Annotated in this window: 13 protein-coding genes; 10 read left to right on the top strand and 3 right to left on the bottom strand. The window is 68.3% G+C overall.

Translation table 11 applies throughout. The features are described 5' to 3' along the window. Positions 1–902: 902 nt before the first annotated feature. From KRR55_RS11605 to KRR55_RS11595, 3 genes are all read left to right on the top strand, one after another. Positions 903–4256 (top strand): efflux RND transporter permease subunit, encoded by a 3354-nt coding sequence (locus KRR55_RS11605; RefSeq protein WP_217389236.1) that lies wholly within the window; start codon positions 903–905, stop codon positions 4254–4256. 85 nt (positions 4257–4341) lie between these two features. Further along, entirely contained in the window at positions 4342–4794 is a 453-nt protein-coding gene (locus KRR55_RS11600; RefSeq protein WP_217389235.1) for a pyridoxamine 5'-phosphate oxidase family protein, read from the top strand. Positions 4795–5085: 291 nt separating this feature from the next. Further along, positions 5086–6813 (top strand): HNH endonuclease signature motif containing protein, encoded by a 1728-nt coding sequence (locus tag KRR55_RS11595; RefSeq protein ID WP_217389234.1) that lies wholly within the window; start codon positions 5086–5088, stop codon positions 6811–6813. Positions 6814–6851: 38 nt separating this feature from the next. Here KRR55_RS11595 and KRR55_RS11590 read toward each other — a convergent pair whose 3' ends face one another. Continuing rightward, positions 6852–8339, bottom strand: coding sequence for an MFS transporter (locus tag KRR55_RS11590; RefSeq protein ID WP_217389233.1), 1488 nt, complete (start codon positions 8337–8339; stop codon positions 6852–6854). 156 nt (positions 8340–8495) lie between these two features. Here KRR55_RS11590 and KRR55_RS11585 point away from each other — a divergent pair, with 156 nt between their 5' ends. Continuing rightward, positions 8496–9599, top strand: coding sequence for an LLM class flavin-dependent oxidoreductase (locus tag KRR55_RS11585; RefSeq protein ID WP_217389232.1), 1104 nt, complete (start codon positions 8496–8498; stop codon positions 9597–9599). Then, positions 9592–10044 carry a MarR family winged helix-turn-helix transcriptional regulator gene (locus KRR55_RS11580; protein ID WP_217389231.1) on the top strand — a complete coding sequence of 151 codons (453 nt, stop codon included), beginning with the start codon at positions 9592–9594 and terminating at the stop codon, positions 10042–10044. Before KRR55_RS11585 ends, KRR55_RS11580 begins: the two co-directional genes overlap by 8 nt. A 108-nt stretch (positions 10045–10152) precedes the next feature. Here KRR55_RS11580 and KRR55_RS11575 read toward each other — a convergent pair whose 3' ends face one another. Continuing rightward, positions 10153–10665 carry a GNAT family N-acetyltransferase gene (locus tag KRR55_RS11575; protein WP_217389230.1) on the bottom strand — a complete coding sequence of 171 codons (513 nt, stop codon included), beginning with the start codon at positions 10663–10665 and terminating at the stop codon, positions 10153–10155. An 88-nt stretch (positions 10666–10753) separates the two neighbouring features. Continuing rightward, positions 10754–11119, bottom strand: coding sequence for an SPW repeat domain-containing protein (locus tag KRR55_RS11570; protein WP_217389229.1), 366 nt, complete (start codon positions 11117–11119; stop codon positions 10754–10756). A gap of 297 nt (positions 11120–11416) precedes the next feature. On the opposite strand from KRR55_RS11570, the gene KRR55_RS11565 reads away from it, so the two are divergent. The 5 genes from KRR55_RS11565 to KRR55_RS11545 all read left to right on the top strand — a co-directional run bounded on the left by KRR55_RS11565 (position 11417) and on the right by KRR55_RS11545 (position 16240). Beyond that, positions 11417–11626, top strand: a complete 210-nt coding sequence (locus KRR55_RS11565; protein ID WP_418888837.1) for a DUF4287 domain-containing protein — start codon at positions 11417–11419, stop codon at positions 11624–11626. Between the two features lie 87 nt (positions 11627–11713). Beyond that, positions 11714–12721: a D-alanyl-D-alanine carboxypeptidase family protein gene (locus KRR55_RS11560; protein WP_217389227.1), complete on the top strand. Its 1008-nt coding sequence runs from the start codon at positions 11714–11716 to the stop codon at positions 12719–12721. Positions 12722–12779: 58 nt separating this feature from the next. Next, a complete protein-coding gene (gene abc-f, locus KRR55_RS11555; protein WP_217389226.1) occupies positions 12780–14426 on the top strand; it encodes a ribosomal protection-like ABC-F family protein in 1647 nt (548 codons plus the stop codon). Positions 14427–14659: 233 nt separating this feature from the next. After that, positions 14660–15145 (top strand): hypothetical protein, encoded by a 486-nt coding sequence (locus tag KRR55_RS11550; protein ID WP_217389225.1) that lies wholly within the window; start codon positions 14660–14662, stop codon positions 15143–15145. 12 nt (positions 15146–15157) lie between these two features. Further along, positions 15158–16240, top strand: coding sequence for a carboxylate-amine ligase (locus KRR55_RS11545; protein ID WP_217389224.1), 1083 nt, complete (start codon positions 15158–15160; stop codon positions 16238–16240). Positions 16241–16264 lie beyond the last annotated feature (24 nt).

Below are 16264 nucleotides of genomic sequence, written 5' to 3'. Positions count from 1 at the left end.
GATCGGGCCCCGGGACCGGGTTCGGGCCGGGGAACGGCTCCGGGTCAGGGTCCGGACCGGGCGTCGGCGCGGGGTAGGGGCCGGGCTGCGGTTCGGTGTCGGGAGGCGTGGGCTGCCCCGGAGGAACATCGGGGCCCGGGGAAGGCGGATACGTCGGGTCCGGGCCCGGCGGCGGACCGGGCGGCGGTTCCGGCGTGGGCGCTTCTTCCGGGGGCAGGGTTTCGTCGTGGAATCCGGCGTCCGGCCGGGTTTGCACGGCCATGCTCATGGACACATTTTCTCCTCTGGTTGTGGGAGTCGAAAGTCGTTCCTACGCGGTTCGCGCGCGGCCCGGATACGGGGCCGGCCTCGCGTGACCGTCCGTCCATCGTTGCACGGCCCACCTCGGCAGTCCATGATCTGCCTTCCCTTTTCATTCGCGGGGACGCCGCGCCCGGCGCGCCGCCGGCCTCCGCGTCGACCGCCCGGTCTCGAGATTTTCCCAACGGCACCGCACGGCCGTTTGAACTTTGCCCGCTCCATCGCTGCATCGGGTCTATCCCGCGGGCCGCGCTTTCGATAATCTCTCTGCGTCCCGGCATTGCGCGCGAGAGATGAATCCGTCCCTCGCGCCGCGCCGTGGATCGCCCCGCGCCTTCCGGCCGGCGGCTGCACCAACGGCTCGTTCCCGGCGGCAAGCCGAGTCCGGAACGCGCACCACAGGCTCCTTCAGGGGTGTAGGAATATGACTTGGGGGATCCTGCACCCCTGAAGGTTCTCTCGCGCGCGGGCGCACGCGAGCGCGGCGCCCGCGCGAACCGGGCACCGAACGTACTCCCCTGGGTGCATCCGCCGCCGCCCCGGGGCCACTAGAGTTGTTCGCAGGAGCAATAGCGAACAAAACGAACTTTCTAGGACGGCAGATGCACCGGCTGGCAGCACTATCCCTGGGCAACCGCGCCCTCATCGCACTGGTGACCGTCTTTGTGGCGGTCTTCGGCGTGGTCACCATGGGGCAACTCAAGCAGGAGCTCATCCCCGCGCTTGAATTCCCGCGGATCTCGGTCGTGGCCTCCCAGCCCGGTGCCTCCCCGGAGGTCATCGACAAACAGGTGGCCCAGCCCCTGGAGGGGGCGTTGCAGGCGGTCGAGGGCCTGGAGTCCTCCTCCTCCACCTCGCAGACCGGCTTCACCACGATCTCGCTGTCCTTCGCCTACGGCACCGACCTGGACCGGGCGCGCGCCCAGGTGGACAAGGCCATCTCCAATGCCCGCTCCACGCTGCCCGAAGACGTCGAGCCCTCCGCCTTCGCCGGCTCCATCTCCGACTTCCCCATCGTCTATCTGGCCGTCTCCGGCGGCCAGGACCTCAACGAGCTGCGCGCCGACGTCGAGCGCCTGGTGCTTCCGCGGCTCTCCAAGGTCGAGGGCGTGCGCACCGCGGAGGTCTCCGGCGGCACCTCCCAGCACATTGCCGTGCTACCCGACGCCGCCAGGCTCGCCGCCGAACGGCTGAACGCCAACGACCTGAAAAAGGCCGTCGAGGAGGGCTCCGGGCTGATGCCGGTGGGCCGCCTGGACACCGGGGGCCTTGACCTGCCGGTCACCTCCGGTTCCTCCATCGACTCCCTGGACGCGGTCAAGTCGCTGCCGGTGCGCGGCGCCACCGGGGTGCACGAACTCGCCGAGCTGGCCGAGGTGAAGGTGGCCGCGGACACCGCCACCTCCATCACGCGCACCAACGGGATTCAGACCCTCGCCGTGTCGGTGACCAAGAAGCCGGCCGGGGACACCGTGGGCATTTCCCACGCCGTCGCCGCGCTGCTGCCCGAGCTCGCCGCGCAGCTGGGGCCCGATGCGAAGTTCACCACGGTCTTCGACCAGGCCCCCTTCATAGAACAATCCATCCACGACCTCACCGTCGAGGGCCTGCTGGGCCTGGGCTTCGCCGTGGCGGTCATCCTCGTCTTCCTGCTCTCGGTGCGCTCCACCCTGGTCACCGCGATCTCCATCCCGCTGTCCCTGCTGGTCACCTTCATCGGGCTGCGCACCGGAGGGTACTCGCTGAACATGCTGACCCTGGGCGCGCTGACCATCTCCATCGGCCGCGTGGTGGACGACTCGATCGTGGTCATCGAGAACATCAAGCGGCACCTGTCCTACGGCGAGGAAAAGTCCCGCGCCATCCTCACCGCGGTGCGCGAGGTCGCCACCGCCGTCACCGCGGCCACGCTGACCACCGTGGCGGTGTTCCTGCCCGTGGCCCTGGTCGGCGGCATGGCCGGCGAGCTCTTCCGCCCCTTCGCGCTGACCGTGACCATTGCCCTGCTGGCCTCGCTGCTGGTCTCGCTGACCATCGTCCCGGTGCTGGCCTACTGGTTCCTGGGGCACACCCGGCCCGGGGCCGCGGACCTTGCCGCCGCGCGCGCCGCGGCCGAGCGGAAGGAGGCCTCCTCCTGGCTGCAGCGCGGCTACTCCCCGGTGCTGCGCAAGACCCAGAAGCACCCGGTCATCACCCTGGTGGCCGCGGTGGCGCTGCTGGGGCTCACCGTCATCATGGTCCCGCTGGTGCCCACCAACCTGCTCGGAGGCACCGGGCAAAACACCTTCTCGGTGACGCAGAAGCTTCCGGCCGGTTCCTCGCTGGACACCACGCTGCAGGCGGCCGAACCGGTGGAACAGGCATTGCGCGCGGTGGACGGCGTCGTGGATGTCCAGCTGACCGCAGGATCCCCCTCCGGCGGATTCGCGGCGTTCGCCGGCGGGGGAACCGACTCGGCGTCCTTCACCGTGATGACCGACGCCGAGGCGGACCAGGAGGCCATCCAGGCCGCGGCCCGCGCCGCGGTCGATCCGGTGGCCGGCGACTCGGAGATCTCCATTTCCGCCGCCGAGGGCGGCAGAGGCGGTTCCTCGGACGTGACAGTGCGCATCGGCGCACCCACCCCGGGGCTGCTCGCCGAGGCAACCGACGCCACCGTGGGGGCCATGGCCGGCATCGAAGGGGCCACCCAGGTGGGCGACAACCTCTCCGAGTCGCGCCCGCAGGTCTCCATCGACGTGGACCGCACCAAGGCCGCGGCGGCAGGGCTTTCCGAGGCGCAGATCGGCGCGCTGGCCGCCGGCACGCTCTCTCCGCTTCCCGCCGGCACCGTGCGCCTGGGCTACACCGACTACCCGGTGCAGATCGGGGAGGGAACCGAGCTCACCGACCTGGACCAGCTGCGCAACCTGGTGCTGCCGGCCTCCGGCGGCACCGTGAAGCTGGGCGACGTGGCAACCATCCAGCGCAGCGAATCCCCCGCCACCCTCACCTCCTCGAACGGCGAGCGGATCGCCACGGTCTCCATCACCCCGGGCGAGAACGACCTGGGCGCCGTCTCCGCGGAGGTCTCCAGGCGCCTGGACACGCTCGCCCTGCCCGCGGGGGCCACCGCCGAGCTCGGCGGGGCGGCCACCGAGCAGGCCGAGTCCTTCTCCCAGCTCTACCTGGCGCTGCTGGCGGCGATCGCCATCGTCTACGTGGTGATGGTCGCGACCTTCAAGTCGCTCATCCAGCCGCTGATCCTGCTGGTCTCCATCCCGTTCGCCGCCACCGGGGCCATCGGGCTGCTGCTGCTCACGGGAGTTCCGCTGGGCCTGCCCTCGCTGATCGGCATGCTGATGCTGGTGGGCATCGTGGTCACCAACGCGATCGTGCTCATCGACCTGATCAACCAGTACCGCACCCCGCGCGGCGGGCGCCCGGCGATGGACCTGGCAGACGCGATCCACCACGGGGCCAGGCAGCGCCTGCGCCCGATCCTGATGACGGCCCTGGCCACGATCTTCGCGCTGGTGCCGATGGCCCTGGGGCTGACCGGCGGCGGCGGGTTCATTTCCCGGCCGCTGGCAGTGGTAGTCATCGGCGGGCTGGTGTCCTCCACCGCGCTGACCCTGGTCCTGGTGCCGGTGCTCTACCACCTGGTGGAGGGCGCCAAGGAGCGGGCCGCGGCGCGCCGGGCCGAGAGGGACTCCCGGCCCCTGTCGCACACCGGGACCCCGACGGTGGCCAAGGCCAAGGAGCCCACGCGCGAGCTGATCGCCGCCATGGCGGCGGCCGGGCGGACGCCGCCGGCAGGCACCGCGGGCAACGGGGCTGTCCCTCCGCCGGTCAGTGCCGCAGGCGCCGTGTCCCCCGGCACGCTGATCAACCCGGCCACCGGCATGATCCCGCTGACCCGCAAGGAGCGCAAGGAAGTCGAGAGCGAGCTGAAGAACAAGCCCCAGGGATCCTGACCGGGCGCGGGGCACCGGCCATGGGCAGCCGACTTCCATCCTCCAGCCTCTGGCCACTTGGGGCTCCCGCACGTACGCTCAAGACATGGAAAAGCAACAGACACACACGGACGTTGAGACCCTTGAATCCAACCAGTGCCTGGAACTTCTGCGGGCGGTGTCGCTGGGACATCTGGCGGTGAGCCGGGGCGACATGCCACAGATCTTCCCGATCAACTTCACCGTCGACCACGGCACCATCGTGTTCCGCACCGGACCCGGGACCAAGCTGGAAACCCTGCGCAAGCAGCCCCACGTTGCCTTCCAGGCCGACGGCGTGAACCCGGAGACCGGCGTCGCCTGGTCGGTTATGGTCCAGGGCAAGGCCGAGCTCTTCGGCGGCATCGAGGAGACCCTGGACTCCTTCAACCTGATGCTCTTCCCCTGGGAGTCGGGACCCAAGGACCAGTTCGTGCGCATCGTCCCCACCTCGATGACGGGGCGGCGCTTCAAGGTCGCGGACCCGCTGACCTGGTGGAAGCACATGCGCCACGGGTAGCCCGGACACCGGCCGGGCGCGCAGGAAACGTCCACGGAATTCCCGGCGCCGGACGATGGACAAGCCCGCCCAAAAGAGTATCGTCGAAGTCGTCGGGACCCCCGGGACATCATTGTGGCCCTACCGGCCTATTCCGCGCTCCAAGGAATCCGGGAGCAAGGCGTTCGCGCCGGCAACCCACGGACCTTGATGCGGTGCGGGTCCCGACGCCCGCGCCCGACCCCGGGCAGGTTGTCCACAACCCCGCGCTCCCGGAATCCAGGCCCCGCGCACGGCGCACACACTGGATGCATGCAGACGGACGCCCTCATCACCGCCCTCGCCGGCCACGGCGACTCCCCGGGGTACTCACCGACCCCGGACGATGAGCAGCGCGCCCTGTTCGAAATCTTCCGGCAGGCCGATGCGCTCGTCTCCCGGATCGCGGCCCGCACCAATTCCCCCACGCGCGCCCTGCTCGCTGCCATGACCGTCGAACACGCCCAGCACGCGCTGCAGGTCGCCCAACTCAAGCTCGCCCGGCTATCCCGGCAGTCCCTGGTGCACGAGCTTCCCGCCCAGACCCTCACCGCGGTGCGCGTCGTTGCGGAGGATCCCGCCGCCTTCGTCGCCGGCGAGGCCCGGCTGCCCGACGATCCCCGCACGGTCCCCACCGGACGGCTGCAATTCAGGACGCCGGCGGACTGCCTGGCCGCCATGGTCGGGATCGACTACTTCGAGGCCCGCAACCGCATGCAGGCCGCCGACGACCTGCTGCCGGGCCTCGACGAGCACGGCTTCCCCCGCGGCCCGCGCTATCCGCAGCTGGCCCGGCAGCTGGCCGTCGGCCAGAGCGCGCTGGCCCCCATGGCCGCCGCGGCGCGCAAGCTCGAGAAGCTGCGCCCGGGCATTGAAGCGCGTCCCGACGCCGCCCGGTTCGCCGAGGAAGCCGAGTCCCGCGTCGCCGAGTCCGTCGCGGCGGGCGTTCCGAAGGACACCGCCAGGCTCTTCAACCGGATCTCCGACGCGCTCGACGATGCATCCGACTGCCCCACGCCCCGGGAAATCCGGAACAAGACCGGCATCGTCGTCACCAAGGTCACCCGCCACTTCACCTATTTCACCGCCTGCATGCTCAACATCGACGCGGAGGTCTTTCTGTCGCACTTCGCAGAGTCCGACAATGCGCGCACCCTCGCCGGCAACCGCCAGGCGATGGCTGCCGCCGCCACTGTCCCGGGCCGCGAGGCAGCGCGCACCGGCCCCGCCGCCGGCGTCGATGCCGACACCGCTGGCGGCCCGGAAGCCGAGAGAGATCCGCAGTCCTCCCCGGAGCCCGAACTGCTTCCCGCACCTGCCGACGGGCCCGACTGGTTCGATCATCCACCCGGCGCGGAAACGCTCGAGGATCCACCCCCGCAGGGAGGTTCGGACCCGGAAATCGGCGCAAGCTCCGAGGGTCCCACCCCCGCCCAACGCCATCTGCAGACACTGCTGAACCTGATGCGAGCCTCGCACCCCACGCCCAAGGGCGCCACCGGTCTCCCCACGTCGAAACTCGTCGTCCACATCAATCTCGAAACCCTCCTCGGGATCGCCCGCGGTGCAGGTTGGACTGCCCACGGGCTGGAAATATCCGTCACCGAGTTGCGCAAGCGGCTGGCCGAGTTCGGCGTCATCCCCGTCGTGTTCGGCGGCGACGGACAGATCCTGGACTACGGCCGCGAACGCCGCTACCCGCCCGAATCGATGAAGCTCGCGCTTTCCGCACGCGACGGCGGCTGCATCAAGCCCGGCTGCGCCGTTCCTCCCGAACATGTCGAATTCCACCACATCGAACCCTGGTCCGAGGGCGGGACCACCAGCGTGTGGAACCTCGGGATGTTCTGCACCGCCGATCACCGTGCCGCTGACAAGGGAGACCTGGGGGTCGTCATGAAGAACGGTGTCCCCTGGGTGCTGTTGCCGGAATTCGAGGACCCCGCGCAGATCCCGCGCCGAAACACGCATTGGCCGGGCCAACAGCCGCCGCTCTTCTGAGCCCGGCCGCAATACCTCCGGCCTTTTCCCCCTGGCGCCTAAGCCCTGTTCCCGACGTCCTCCAGTGCGGCGCGCGGCACGGCAAACAACGCCAGCGCGCACACGATCGCTGTTCCCCCGCAGATTGACCAGACGATCAGGTAGCCGGCCAGCGGCGCAGCAGAGTTCTCCCCGGCGCCGCCCGATACCGCACCGGCCACCTGCCCAATGAGCGCCAGCCCGAAGATCGCCGAGGCAAAGGAACCTCCGATGGTCTTCACCGCGTTGGTCAGTCCGGTCGCCATGCCGGTCCTGTTGAAGGGGGCGGCCGCCGCTGCCGCCGCCGGAAGTGCCGCGATCAGGGCACCGGAGCCGACGCCGGCGATCATCATGTTCACCAGCACCTGCGCCAGGCTCGCGTGCAGCGGCAGGAACAACAGATATCCGACACCCACCAGGACGCTCGCGGCAATCAGCGTCATGCGGCTCCCCACCCAGCGGGCGGCGACCGGGAACAGCAACGCGCCAATGAGCAGCGCCAACACGTAGGCCCCGATGATCACCGAGACGCCGGAGGCGCTGAGTCCGAGCCCGTAGCCGTTGACGGCCGGGTCGGTGCGGGCAAAGGTGCTCATGGGGATCTGGGCACCCAGGACCGAAAGACCAAAGAGCCCGGCGGTCAGCTGCACCGGCCACATGGAGCGGGCGAAGAGGACCTTGAAGTCGATCAGCGGATCGGCCTGCTTGTTTTCGTGGCGGTAAAACACATACAACACGCCCAGGCCAAGCGCCAGGGATCCCCACGCCAACGGGCTGCCCGGGCCGTTGATGCGCAGGAAGCTCAGCCCGCTGGTGAGTAGCAGCAGGCCGACGGCCAGGTACCCGAATCCCCCGCCGTCGATCCTGGCCCCGTTGCGCTGCCCGTCATCGGGCACGCCGAGGGCCACCGCAGCGATGCAGAGCGTGGTGGCGATGGCCGGGATCGTCATGGTCAGTGGCACGTTGCCGCCGAAGACCCCGATCAGCGCGCCGCCGGCCAACGCACCGGCAATCACGCCGATCTGGAGCGCCCCGACGAGGAGGCCTGCCGCGCGCCGGGTCATGGGACCGGGGACACCCAGTTTCCGGGCGCGGGAAAAGACGATCGCGATTTCCAGCGGCAGCCACACCGCGTAGAAGCCCTGCAGCGCCCAGGCAACCAGGAACGTGGTGAAGGAGCCCGAAAACACGACCGCCCACGAAGCCAAGGCGGTGACCACCGCCGAGAGCAAGAGCATCTTCTTGTGACCGAAGATGTCCCCGAGGGAGGCAAGCAGCGGCACTGCAAGCGCGGAGACCATCAGCTGGGCGGCCTCGAACCAATTCACGTCCGCGTCGTGGATGCCCAGGTGCCGGGCAATGTCGGTCATCAGCGGCGTGTAATAGCCCTGCAGGATGCCGCTGGTCAGCTCCACGATCGCCAGGAATCCGACGATCCCGGCCACCGAACTCCAACGCACCGGGTCCTGCCTTGCCGGGTCCTGGTCGGTCGATAACGGGGTGTCCATGACCGGAGCCTACAGCGAAGCAGTCCGGCGAGTGAGGAAGCCCACATGAACCCCGGGGAATTATTTGGTGGCCATTGTCGCTATTCCATGCAAACGCATATAAATCTGGCATAATGTTAACCAGAGCGAAGTCCACCATCCCATCAGGAGGAAATCATGCAGTTCGGCATCTTCTCAGTCAGCGACATCACCCGCGACCCCACCACCGGCAAGACTCCTAGCGAGCAGCAGCGCATCAAGGACATCGTTGCCATCGCCAAGAAGACCGAAGAGGTCGGCATGGATGTTGTCGCCCTCGGCGAGCACCACAACCGCCCGTTCTTCTCCTCCTCCCCCACCACGACGCTGGCCTACATCGCGGCGCAGACAGAGAAGATCATCCTCTCCACCGCCACCACGTTGATCACCACCAACGACCCGGTGAAGATCGCCGAGGACTTCGCGATGCTGCAGCACCTGGCCGACGGCCGCGTGGACCTGGTGCTCGGGCGCGGCAACACCGCCCCGGTCTACCCGTGGTTCGGCAAGAACATGCAGGACTCGGTGAACCTGACCATCGAGAACTACAACCTGCTGCGCCGCCTCTGGGACGAGGACACCGTGAACTGGGAAGGGAAGTTCCGCACCCCGCTGCAGAACTTCACCTCAACCCCGCGCCCGCTCGATGACGTGGCACCGTTTGTCTGGCACGGATCGATCCGCACCCCGCAGGTCGCCGAGATCGCCGCATACTACGGCGACGGATTCTTCGCCAACAACATCTTCTGGCCCAAGGAACACTACATCCAGCTGATCAACCTTTACCGCGAGCGCTACGAGCACTACGGCCACGGCCGCGCCGACCAGGCCATGGTGGGACTCGGCGGACAGTTCTTCATCCGCAAGAACTCACAGGATGCGAAGAACGAATTCCGCCCGTACTTCAACAACGCCCCGGTCTACGGCCACGGGCCGTCGATGGAGGACTTCACCGACCAGACCCCGCTCACCGTGGGATCGCCGCAGGAAATGATCGAAAAGACCCTCACCTTCCAGGAGGCATTCGGCAACTACCACCGCCAGCTCTTCCTGGTCGACCACGCGGGCCTGCCGGTCAAGACCGTCCTGGAGCAGCTCGACCTCTTCGGCGAAGAGGTGCTGCCGACGCTGCGCAAGGAGCTGGCCAGCCGCAAGCCGGCCGACCACCCCGAGGCACCGACCCACGCCAACCGCGTGGCCGCCCGTGACGCCAAGCTGGCAGCAGGGCGCGACAATGCCTAGTCCAGCCTCGCTGCGGGCCTCGACAGCCGCCTGGGAGGCCTTGTTCCGGGCACAGGTCACGGTGATGCGCGAGATCCAGAAGCTACCGGAGTTCAAGGAGCTCAGCACCCGCGAATACGACGTGTTGTTCAACCTGTCCAGGTGTCCGGCCGGCAGCAGCCGCCTCTCCGACTTGAATCAGCACCTGCTGATTTCCCAGCCGAGCCTCAGCCGCATGGCCGACCGGCTGGAAGCGAAGGGCCTGCTCTCGCGCCTGCCGGATCCCACCGACCAACGCGCCGTCCTCATCACCCTGACTGAGGAAGGGGCCAGGCTGCAAAAGGCCATGGGCCGCGAACACGTCAAGGGCATTCACGAACTCATCGGCACCGCGCTCTCCGCCGAGGAATTTGCGACGCTGCAGGAACTGGCCAACAAACTGCGCCTGCACGTCGAAGCACCGTAATCGCCGGGTCCTCCCCCGGACGCAGCAAGGCTCCGGTTGCCAGCGAAGTTATATTCCCGCTGGCAACCGGAGCCTTTTGCGTGCCATGGTGCGCCCGGCGGAGCCTCGCTAGACCCCGAACGGCTCCGCGTAGCGGAAATTGCCCTTGGGCAGCGGCATCGTGGAGAGGTTCAGCACCAGGAAGTAATCGCCCCAGGACGGATCCGACGGAATGATGCCGCTGGGAATGGCCGGGGCGTAGCCAAAGCGACGATAGTAGTCGGGCTCTCCGAGCAACACGATGGCGCGTTCTCCGTGCTCGACGGCGCGATCCCGGATCTCGGTCAGGAGCGCGGTTCCAACCCCCTGGCTCTGGTGGGCCGGCTCCACCGACAGCGGTCCAAGCCCGAGCAGTGGAATGTCCCCATCGAGCCACCCGCGCGTGGCGATCGCATGGCCCACCAGCCGGCCGTTGACCTCCGCCACCACGGAATATTCCGGAAGGTAGCCCTCGCAGGTATACAGCTCGGTCAGCAGTGTCGCTTCCCCGGGTTCCCGGGCGGCGTCCGGGTCTGCGAATGCGCGGACGGTAAGGTCGCGAATGCCCTGCCGGTCTGCTGGTTTCTCACTTCGAAGCCTCATGTTCCCAGCCTATGGCCACACGTGCCCAAAAACGCCCCGGACGCACTCAAGGACCCGGTCGACGACCGGGCCCTTGAGTCTTGTTCGACTAGTGCGAGCCAATGGGATGATGCTCGTGGTAGACGCGCATCGCCGGCTGGATCGCCATTGCCGAGGCAACCAAGGCAACGACACCCGGAATCCAGGTGTGCCATGCTACGGCAGGCATGCCCTCGGCAAAGCTGCCCATCCACGGCGAGGCAACAACCAGCGCTGCCACGACCAGCTGAACCCATTCGGCCGCCGGCATGCCCGGCGCTGCCAGGTTGATCACGCCGATGACAACCAGGGCGATACCACCGGTAAGCATGTAAGCGTCCGAGGATCCCACATCCGTTGTCCAGGTCATGGCCAAGACCGTGTAAAGGCCAGCGGCCACGGCGACCCAATTTTGCCATGCAGTCCATCGCTTCATGGTCCAGATCTCCTTTGTCTTACGTCAATCCCCCGATCCACGGAATCCCCGGAATCGCGAAGGTTGCCCATGCGGGCACCGACGGTTCAACGGGCCCCAAAACACAGGCCGCGTTGCCCCTTCGGCTGTAATTTCATACTGCCCGCGGATTCCGGCCTCGGGTAGGGTCCAAAGTCACGGTCCGGAGCCCGGCCCGCCTCGGATGAAGAACGACCCGCGCACGTTGCGCGGGCATTTCGGGAGTGGGAACGCAAATCCCTATTGCGGCCTGCGGCCAAACAGTGTTCGATGGACGCCATGAGCGAACCAGTCAAGGGACCCAAGTCGTATTTCCCGTCGATCGAGGCCACCTACGGCCAGCCCGTCGAGCACTGGATGGATCTCCTGGCCGAGGTTTCCGGCCAAAAGCACCTCGAACAGGTCAACTGGCTCAAGACCGAACACGGGATCGGCCACGGCCACGCCAACGCGCTGGTTCACGTGTTCCGCAACGAACACGCCCACTAGGCTCGCCCGCACCCTGCGAACTGCCCGGCCGACCCTCCAGCGCCCCGCCACCGCCGGTCGCTTCGGCTGGCCTCAGATTCAATCCCCGTGGAGCGCACCTGTGCGGCCCGGATCCGCAACGCACACCAGATGGAGTTCGACGAGATGACCCCTGCGTACAAACGACCCGCAGCCTTTGGCGCAGCGGCATTCGTGTTCGCGATGCTCCTGGCTCCGCTGTCCGCACCGCCGGCACTGGCAGTCCCATCCGGTGCCGCTTCCCACGTGTCCAGTGTCCTGCCGTCGTCCACATCGCCGGCCACTGTCCGGGGACCCGCGGCCAAGAAGCCGAGGCCGCCTCGCGACCCGGCAAAAGCCAATGTCCTGGTAAACAAGCAATATCCGCTGGTCCCCCGGAAGTTCGTCCCCCGGCTGGTTGCCGTTCCGGGCACCGGGATCCGCTTGCAGCCGCAGGCGGCCAAGGCCTACGGGAAGCTGGCCGCCGCCGCGCGCCGGGACGGCGTGAACATCAAGCTGACGTCGGGATACCGCTCCTACGCGGTGCAACAGGGGCTGGTCGACGAATATACCCGGGCCTACGGCTCCGCCTACGCCAAGCGCATCGTTGCCATGCCCGGAACCTCCGAACACCAGACCGGCCTCGCCATCGATGTCGGCAACCACAGCCGCGCATGCGCCCTGCGGGCGTGCTTCGCAAACACCAAGGTTGGTTCCTGGATGGCGAGGAATGCACCGAAACACGGATTCATCCTGCGCTACCCGAAGGGCATGGAGGAGGTCACCGGATACAACCACGAACCGTGGCACTTCCGCTACGTCGGCCCCGCGCAGGCCAAGAACCTCTCCCGCACCAAGGCCAGGACCCTCGAACACCACTATGGCGTGGCCTCGAGCCCCCGGGCCACAACCGCCAAGGGCACCAAGACAACCACCGCGAACCTCAACCTGCGCCGCAGCCCGTCGCTGGGCGGCGGCATCATCAAGACCGTCCCCCGGGGCGCCAAGGTCCGGCCGACGGGTAAGAAGTCGGGCACCTGGATCCAAACCCGACACGGGGGCAGCACCGGCTGGATGAGTTCACGTTACCTGCGCTGAAACGTGGCGGCCGGGGACCGATGACGGGCAAGGGGCCGCGGGAAACTAAACTGGTCCAATGACTGCAACACTCGTGGCCAAGGACCTTGCCGGCGGCCACGCCAACCGGACCCTATTCTCTTCCCTCAGCTTCACCGTCGCCCCCGGGGACGTCATCGGGGTGGTGGGTGCCAACGGGGCCGGCAAGTCCACACTGCTGCGACTGCTCGCCGGGGTGGACGCACCCCTGGCCGGCACCGTCTCCAGCGCCCCGGACGGCGCGTTCATCGGCTGGCTGCCGCAGGAACACGAGCGCACCGAGGGCGAAACCATCGAGGGCTACCTGGCTCGGCGCACCGGCTGTGCCGCGGCCACCGCCGCCATGGAATCCACCGCCGAGGCACTGGGTTCCGGGGCCCCGGGGGCCGACGACGCCTATGCCACCGCGTTCGAGCACTGGATGGCCTCCGGAGCGGCGGACCTCGAGGACCGGGCACCGGCAACGCTCGCGGAGCTGGGCTTCACCCTGCCCACCGACACGCCGATGACAGCGCTCTCCGGCGGGCAGGTGGCGCGCGTTGCCCTGGCCGCGCTGCTGCTGAGCCGCTTCGACCTGGTGCTGCTTGACGAACCGACCAACGACCTGGACCTGGCGGGGCTCGAACGCCTCGAGTCCTTCGTCTCCTCGCTGCGCACCGGCGTCGTACTGGTCTCCCACGACCGCGAGTTCCTCGCCCGCTGCGTGACCCGCATCGTCGAGCTGGACCTGGCGCAGAACCAGGTGGCGGTGTACGACGGGGGCTACGACTCCTACCTGGAGGAGCGGGCCATCGCCCGCCGCCACGCGCGCGAGGCCTACGACGAGTTCGCCGACAAGAAGGCGGACCTGGTTTCCCGGGCCCGCACCCAGCGCGAATGGTCCTCCCAGGGCGTGCGCAACGCGATGAAGAAGAACCCCGACAACGACAAGCTGCGCCGCAAGGCCTCCAACGAGTCCTCGGAGAAGCAGGCACAGAAGGTGCGCCAGATGGAATCGCGCATCAAGCGCCTGGACGAGGTCGCCGAGCCGCGCAAGGAGTGGGTGCTGCAATTCGAGATTGCCGCCGCCCCGCGCTCCTCCACCGTGGTCTCCACGCTCAACGAGGCTTCCGTCACCCGCGGGGACTTCACCTTCGGCCCGCTTTCCGCGCAGGTCAACGCCGGGGACCGCATCGGGATCACCGGGCCCAACGGCGCCGGGAAGTCGACGCTGCTGAAGCTGCTGCTGGGGCACCTGGCCCCGGATTCCGGGTCGGCCTCGCTGGGTTCCTCGGTGGCCATCGGCGAAATCGACCAGGCGCGCAGCTACCTGGACGAGGACACCACCCTGGGCGAGGGCTTCGAGCTCGCGGTCCCGGAGATGTCCCCCGCCGAGGCCCGGACCCTGCTGGCCAAGTTCGGGCTCAAGGCCCACCAGAGCGCATCCCTGGTGCGGGATTTGTCCCCGGGCGAGCGGACGCGGGCAGGCCTGGCCCTGCTGCAGGGCCGCGGGGTGAACCTGCTGGTGCTGGACGAGCCCACCAACCACCTGGACCTGCCGGCCATCGAGCAGCTCGAGGAGGCGCTGGAGTCCTACGAGGGCGCGTTGCTGCTGGTCACCCACGACCGCCGCCTGCTGGAGAACGTGCGCCTGGATGCGCGCTGGCACGTCGAGGCGGGGAAGGTCCACGTCGGCATCAACTCCTGACAGCTGCCTGGCCCGTGGCGGGAATGGCCGATGCCGCTCCCGCCGGTCGGGAAACACGGGGCGCCCCCCGCGGGACCCATATCGCGAATTTCCCAACAGCCCGCGCAGGGTTTACCGGGCGGGTGCGCACCTGCACCGACGAATCATTGTGTAACAGCGGAGCCCGGAACATGATGGACTAGGCGCACCACGTGTGCGCCTACTCCCCTGTCGGTACGTCCAAGGTGGCCTCCATGAAGAAGTCGGTTCCCAAGCGCGCGTCATATTCCCCGGTGGTTTCCGGACAGGCCGTACCATCCGCGGGGGCCTGGATCACGCAATCGGGCAAGGCACCGTCCTATGAGGCGCCGACCTGTGACCGCTGCGCATCCGATGACTTCCTGGTCTACGAAAACGTCACCCTGCTGCTCGACAGCCAGCGAGTCCAGCCGCCCTGTTGGGACGTCGAGTTCTGGTGTGGCCGGTGCGAATCGTATGGCGGGACACTGACCACCCACGTGCCCGATGACCGCCAGGCGGTCAGGCTCGCCTCCGAGAACCCGCGCTACGTCAACTACCGGGTGGCGCCGCAGGAGGCCGCAATCGGCACGAAGGTCGCACGGGGTGACCGCCGGCGCCTGGCCGGTGCCGGGCAGCTGCCCATCGACGGCGGATCCGCTCCGGCCAACGACGGGAACCCCGTCTGGCCCCCGCACCGGGCCACGGACTCTCCCGAGTAGGACCAGCACAAGGTGCGCACCTTCGGCATCGAGGAAGAGTTCTTCCTCATCCATCCCGAAACCGCTCTGCCGGCCATTCCCTGGCGCCACGTCTACAACGCGCTGATGGCGGTTGCCGGCGGCGGCAGCCGCATGCACCCGGAGTTCATGGCCTGCCAGGTGGAGAGCAACACCCCCATCTGCACGCGGCGCGAAGAGGCCATCGAGGCGGTGTCCACCACCCGCCGGGAACTCTCGAAAGTGGCACGCGAGGCGGGCCTCTACCTCATCGGGCTGGGCTCCCCGCCGCAGATACCCCTGGGCCCGGGGGCCATCCATGCCTCCGAACGCTACCAAGCGATCAACGAGTTTTGCGGGGGCATCACCGCCGAGCACTACCTCAGCGGCGTGCATGTCCATGTGGGCATCGAGGACCTGCCCTCCGGCGTCGAGGCCCTGAACTCACTGCGGCCGTGGCTTCCGCTGCTCACCGCACTGGGCGCCAACTCGCCGTTCTGGCGCGGTGCCGACAGCTCCTTCTCGTCCTGGCGCAGCATCCAGTACCGGCGCTGGTCGATCCAGGGCATCCCGCCGTTTTTCACCGATGCGCAGGACTACCTGCGGCGGATGGAGTTCATGCTCGGCTCCGACGTCGTCCTGGACGCGGGACACATTTGCTGGGGCGCGCGGCTCTCCACCCGCTACCCCACCCTGGAGATCAGGGTGGCCGATGCCCAGGTGGGCACCTCCAACACCGTCCTGCTGGCACTGGTCATGCGGGCCCTGGTTTCCGCCGGGATCCACAGCCCCCGGCCCGTCCCCAACCCGCCGCCCGAGGCCGTGGACATGGCCCAGTGGCAGGCGGCCAAGTTCGGGATCCGCGGAAACCACTACGACCTTCTCACCGGCTCCAAGTGCAGCATGGACCGGAGCCTGGATGCGTTGCTGCGGTACATCGGCACCGAGCTGGAAGCCACCGGGGACACCGAATACGTGGGAACCGGGCTGGCCAGGATCATGCGCGAGGGCAACGGGGCGGTGGCCCAGCGCCGCAGCTTCCGCGCCGGCGGCTTCGAGGCGGTGCTCGCAGAGGCCGACGCCCGGCTCCTGGACTGAAGGCTTTCCCGTGCGCCCCGGGGC

The organism is Paeniglutamicibacter quisquiliarum (assembly GCF_019084045.1).
GTDB classification, from domain to species: domain Bacteria; phylum Actinomycetota; class Actinomycetes; order Actinomycetales; family Micrococcaceae; genus Paeniglutamicibacter; species Paeniglutamicibacter quisquiliarum.
Note: the sequence above shows the minus strand (reverse complement) of the source record. Positions and strands in the feature narration are given on the sequence as shown.

Excerpts from the sequence above, each read along its gene's own strand:
- KRR55_RS11605 (WP_217389236.1), top strand. The coding sequence starts at position 903 with ATGCACCGGCTGGCAGCACTATCCCTGGGCAACCGCGCCCTCATCGCA.
- KRR55_RS11600 (WP_217389235.1), top strand. The coding sequence starts at position 4,342 with ATGGAAAAGCAACAGACACACACGGACGTTGAGACCCTTGAATCCAAC.
- KRR55_RS11595 (WP_217389234.1), top strand. The coding sequence starts at position 5,086 with ATGCAGACGGACGCCCTCATCACCGCCCTCGCCGGCCACGGCGACTCC.
- KRR55_RS11590 (WP_217389233.1), bottom strand. The coding sequence starts at position 8,339 with ATGGACACCCCGTTATCGACCGACCAGGACCCGGCAAGGCAGGACCCG.
- KRR55_RS11585 (WP_217389232.1), top strand. The coding sequence starts at position 8,496 with ATGCAGTTCGGCATCTTCTCAGTCAGCGACATCACCCGCGACCCCACC.
- KRR55_RS11580 (WP_217389231.1), top strand. The coding sequence starts at position 9,592 with ATGCCTAGTCCAGCCTCGCTGCGGGCCTCGACAGCCGCCTGGGAGGCC.
- KRR55_RS11575 (WP_217389230.1), bottom strand. The coding sequence starts at position 10,665 with ATGAGGCTTCGAAGTGAGAAACCAGCAGACCGGCAGGGCATTCGCGAC.
- KRR55_RS11570 (WP_217389229.1), bottom strand. The coding sequence starts at position 11,119 with ATGAAGCGATGGACTGCATGGCAAAATTGGGTCGCCGTGGCCGCTGGC.
- KRR55_RS11565 (WP_418888837.1), top strand. The coding sequence starts at position 11,417 with ATGAGCGAACCAGTCAAGGGACCCAAGTCGTATTTCCCGTCGATCGAG.
- abc-f (WP_217389226.1), top strand. The coding sequence starts at position 12,780 with ATGACTGCAACACTCGTGGCCAAGGACCTTGCCGGCGGCCACGCCAAC.
- KRR55_RS11550 (WP_217389225.1), top strand. The coding sequence starts at position 14,660 with ATGAAGAAGTCGGTTCCCAAGCGCGCGTCATATTCCCCGGTGGTTTCC.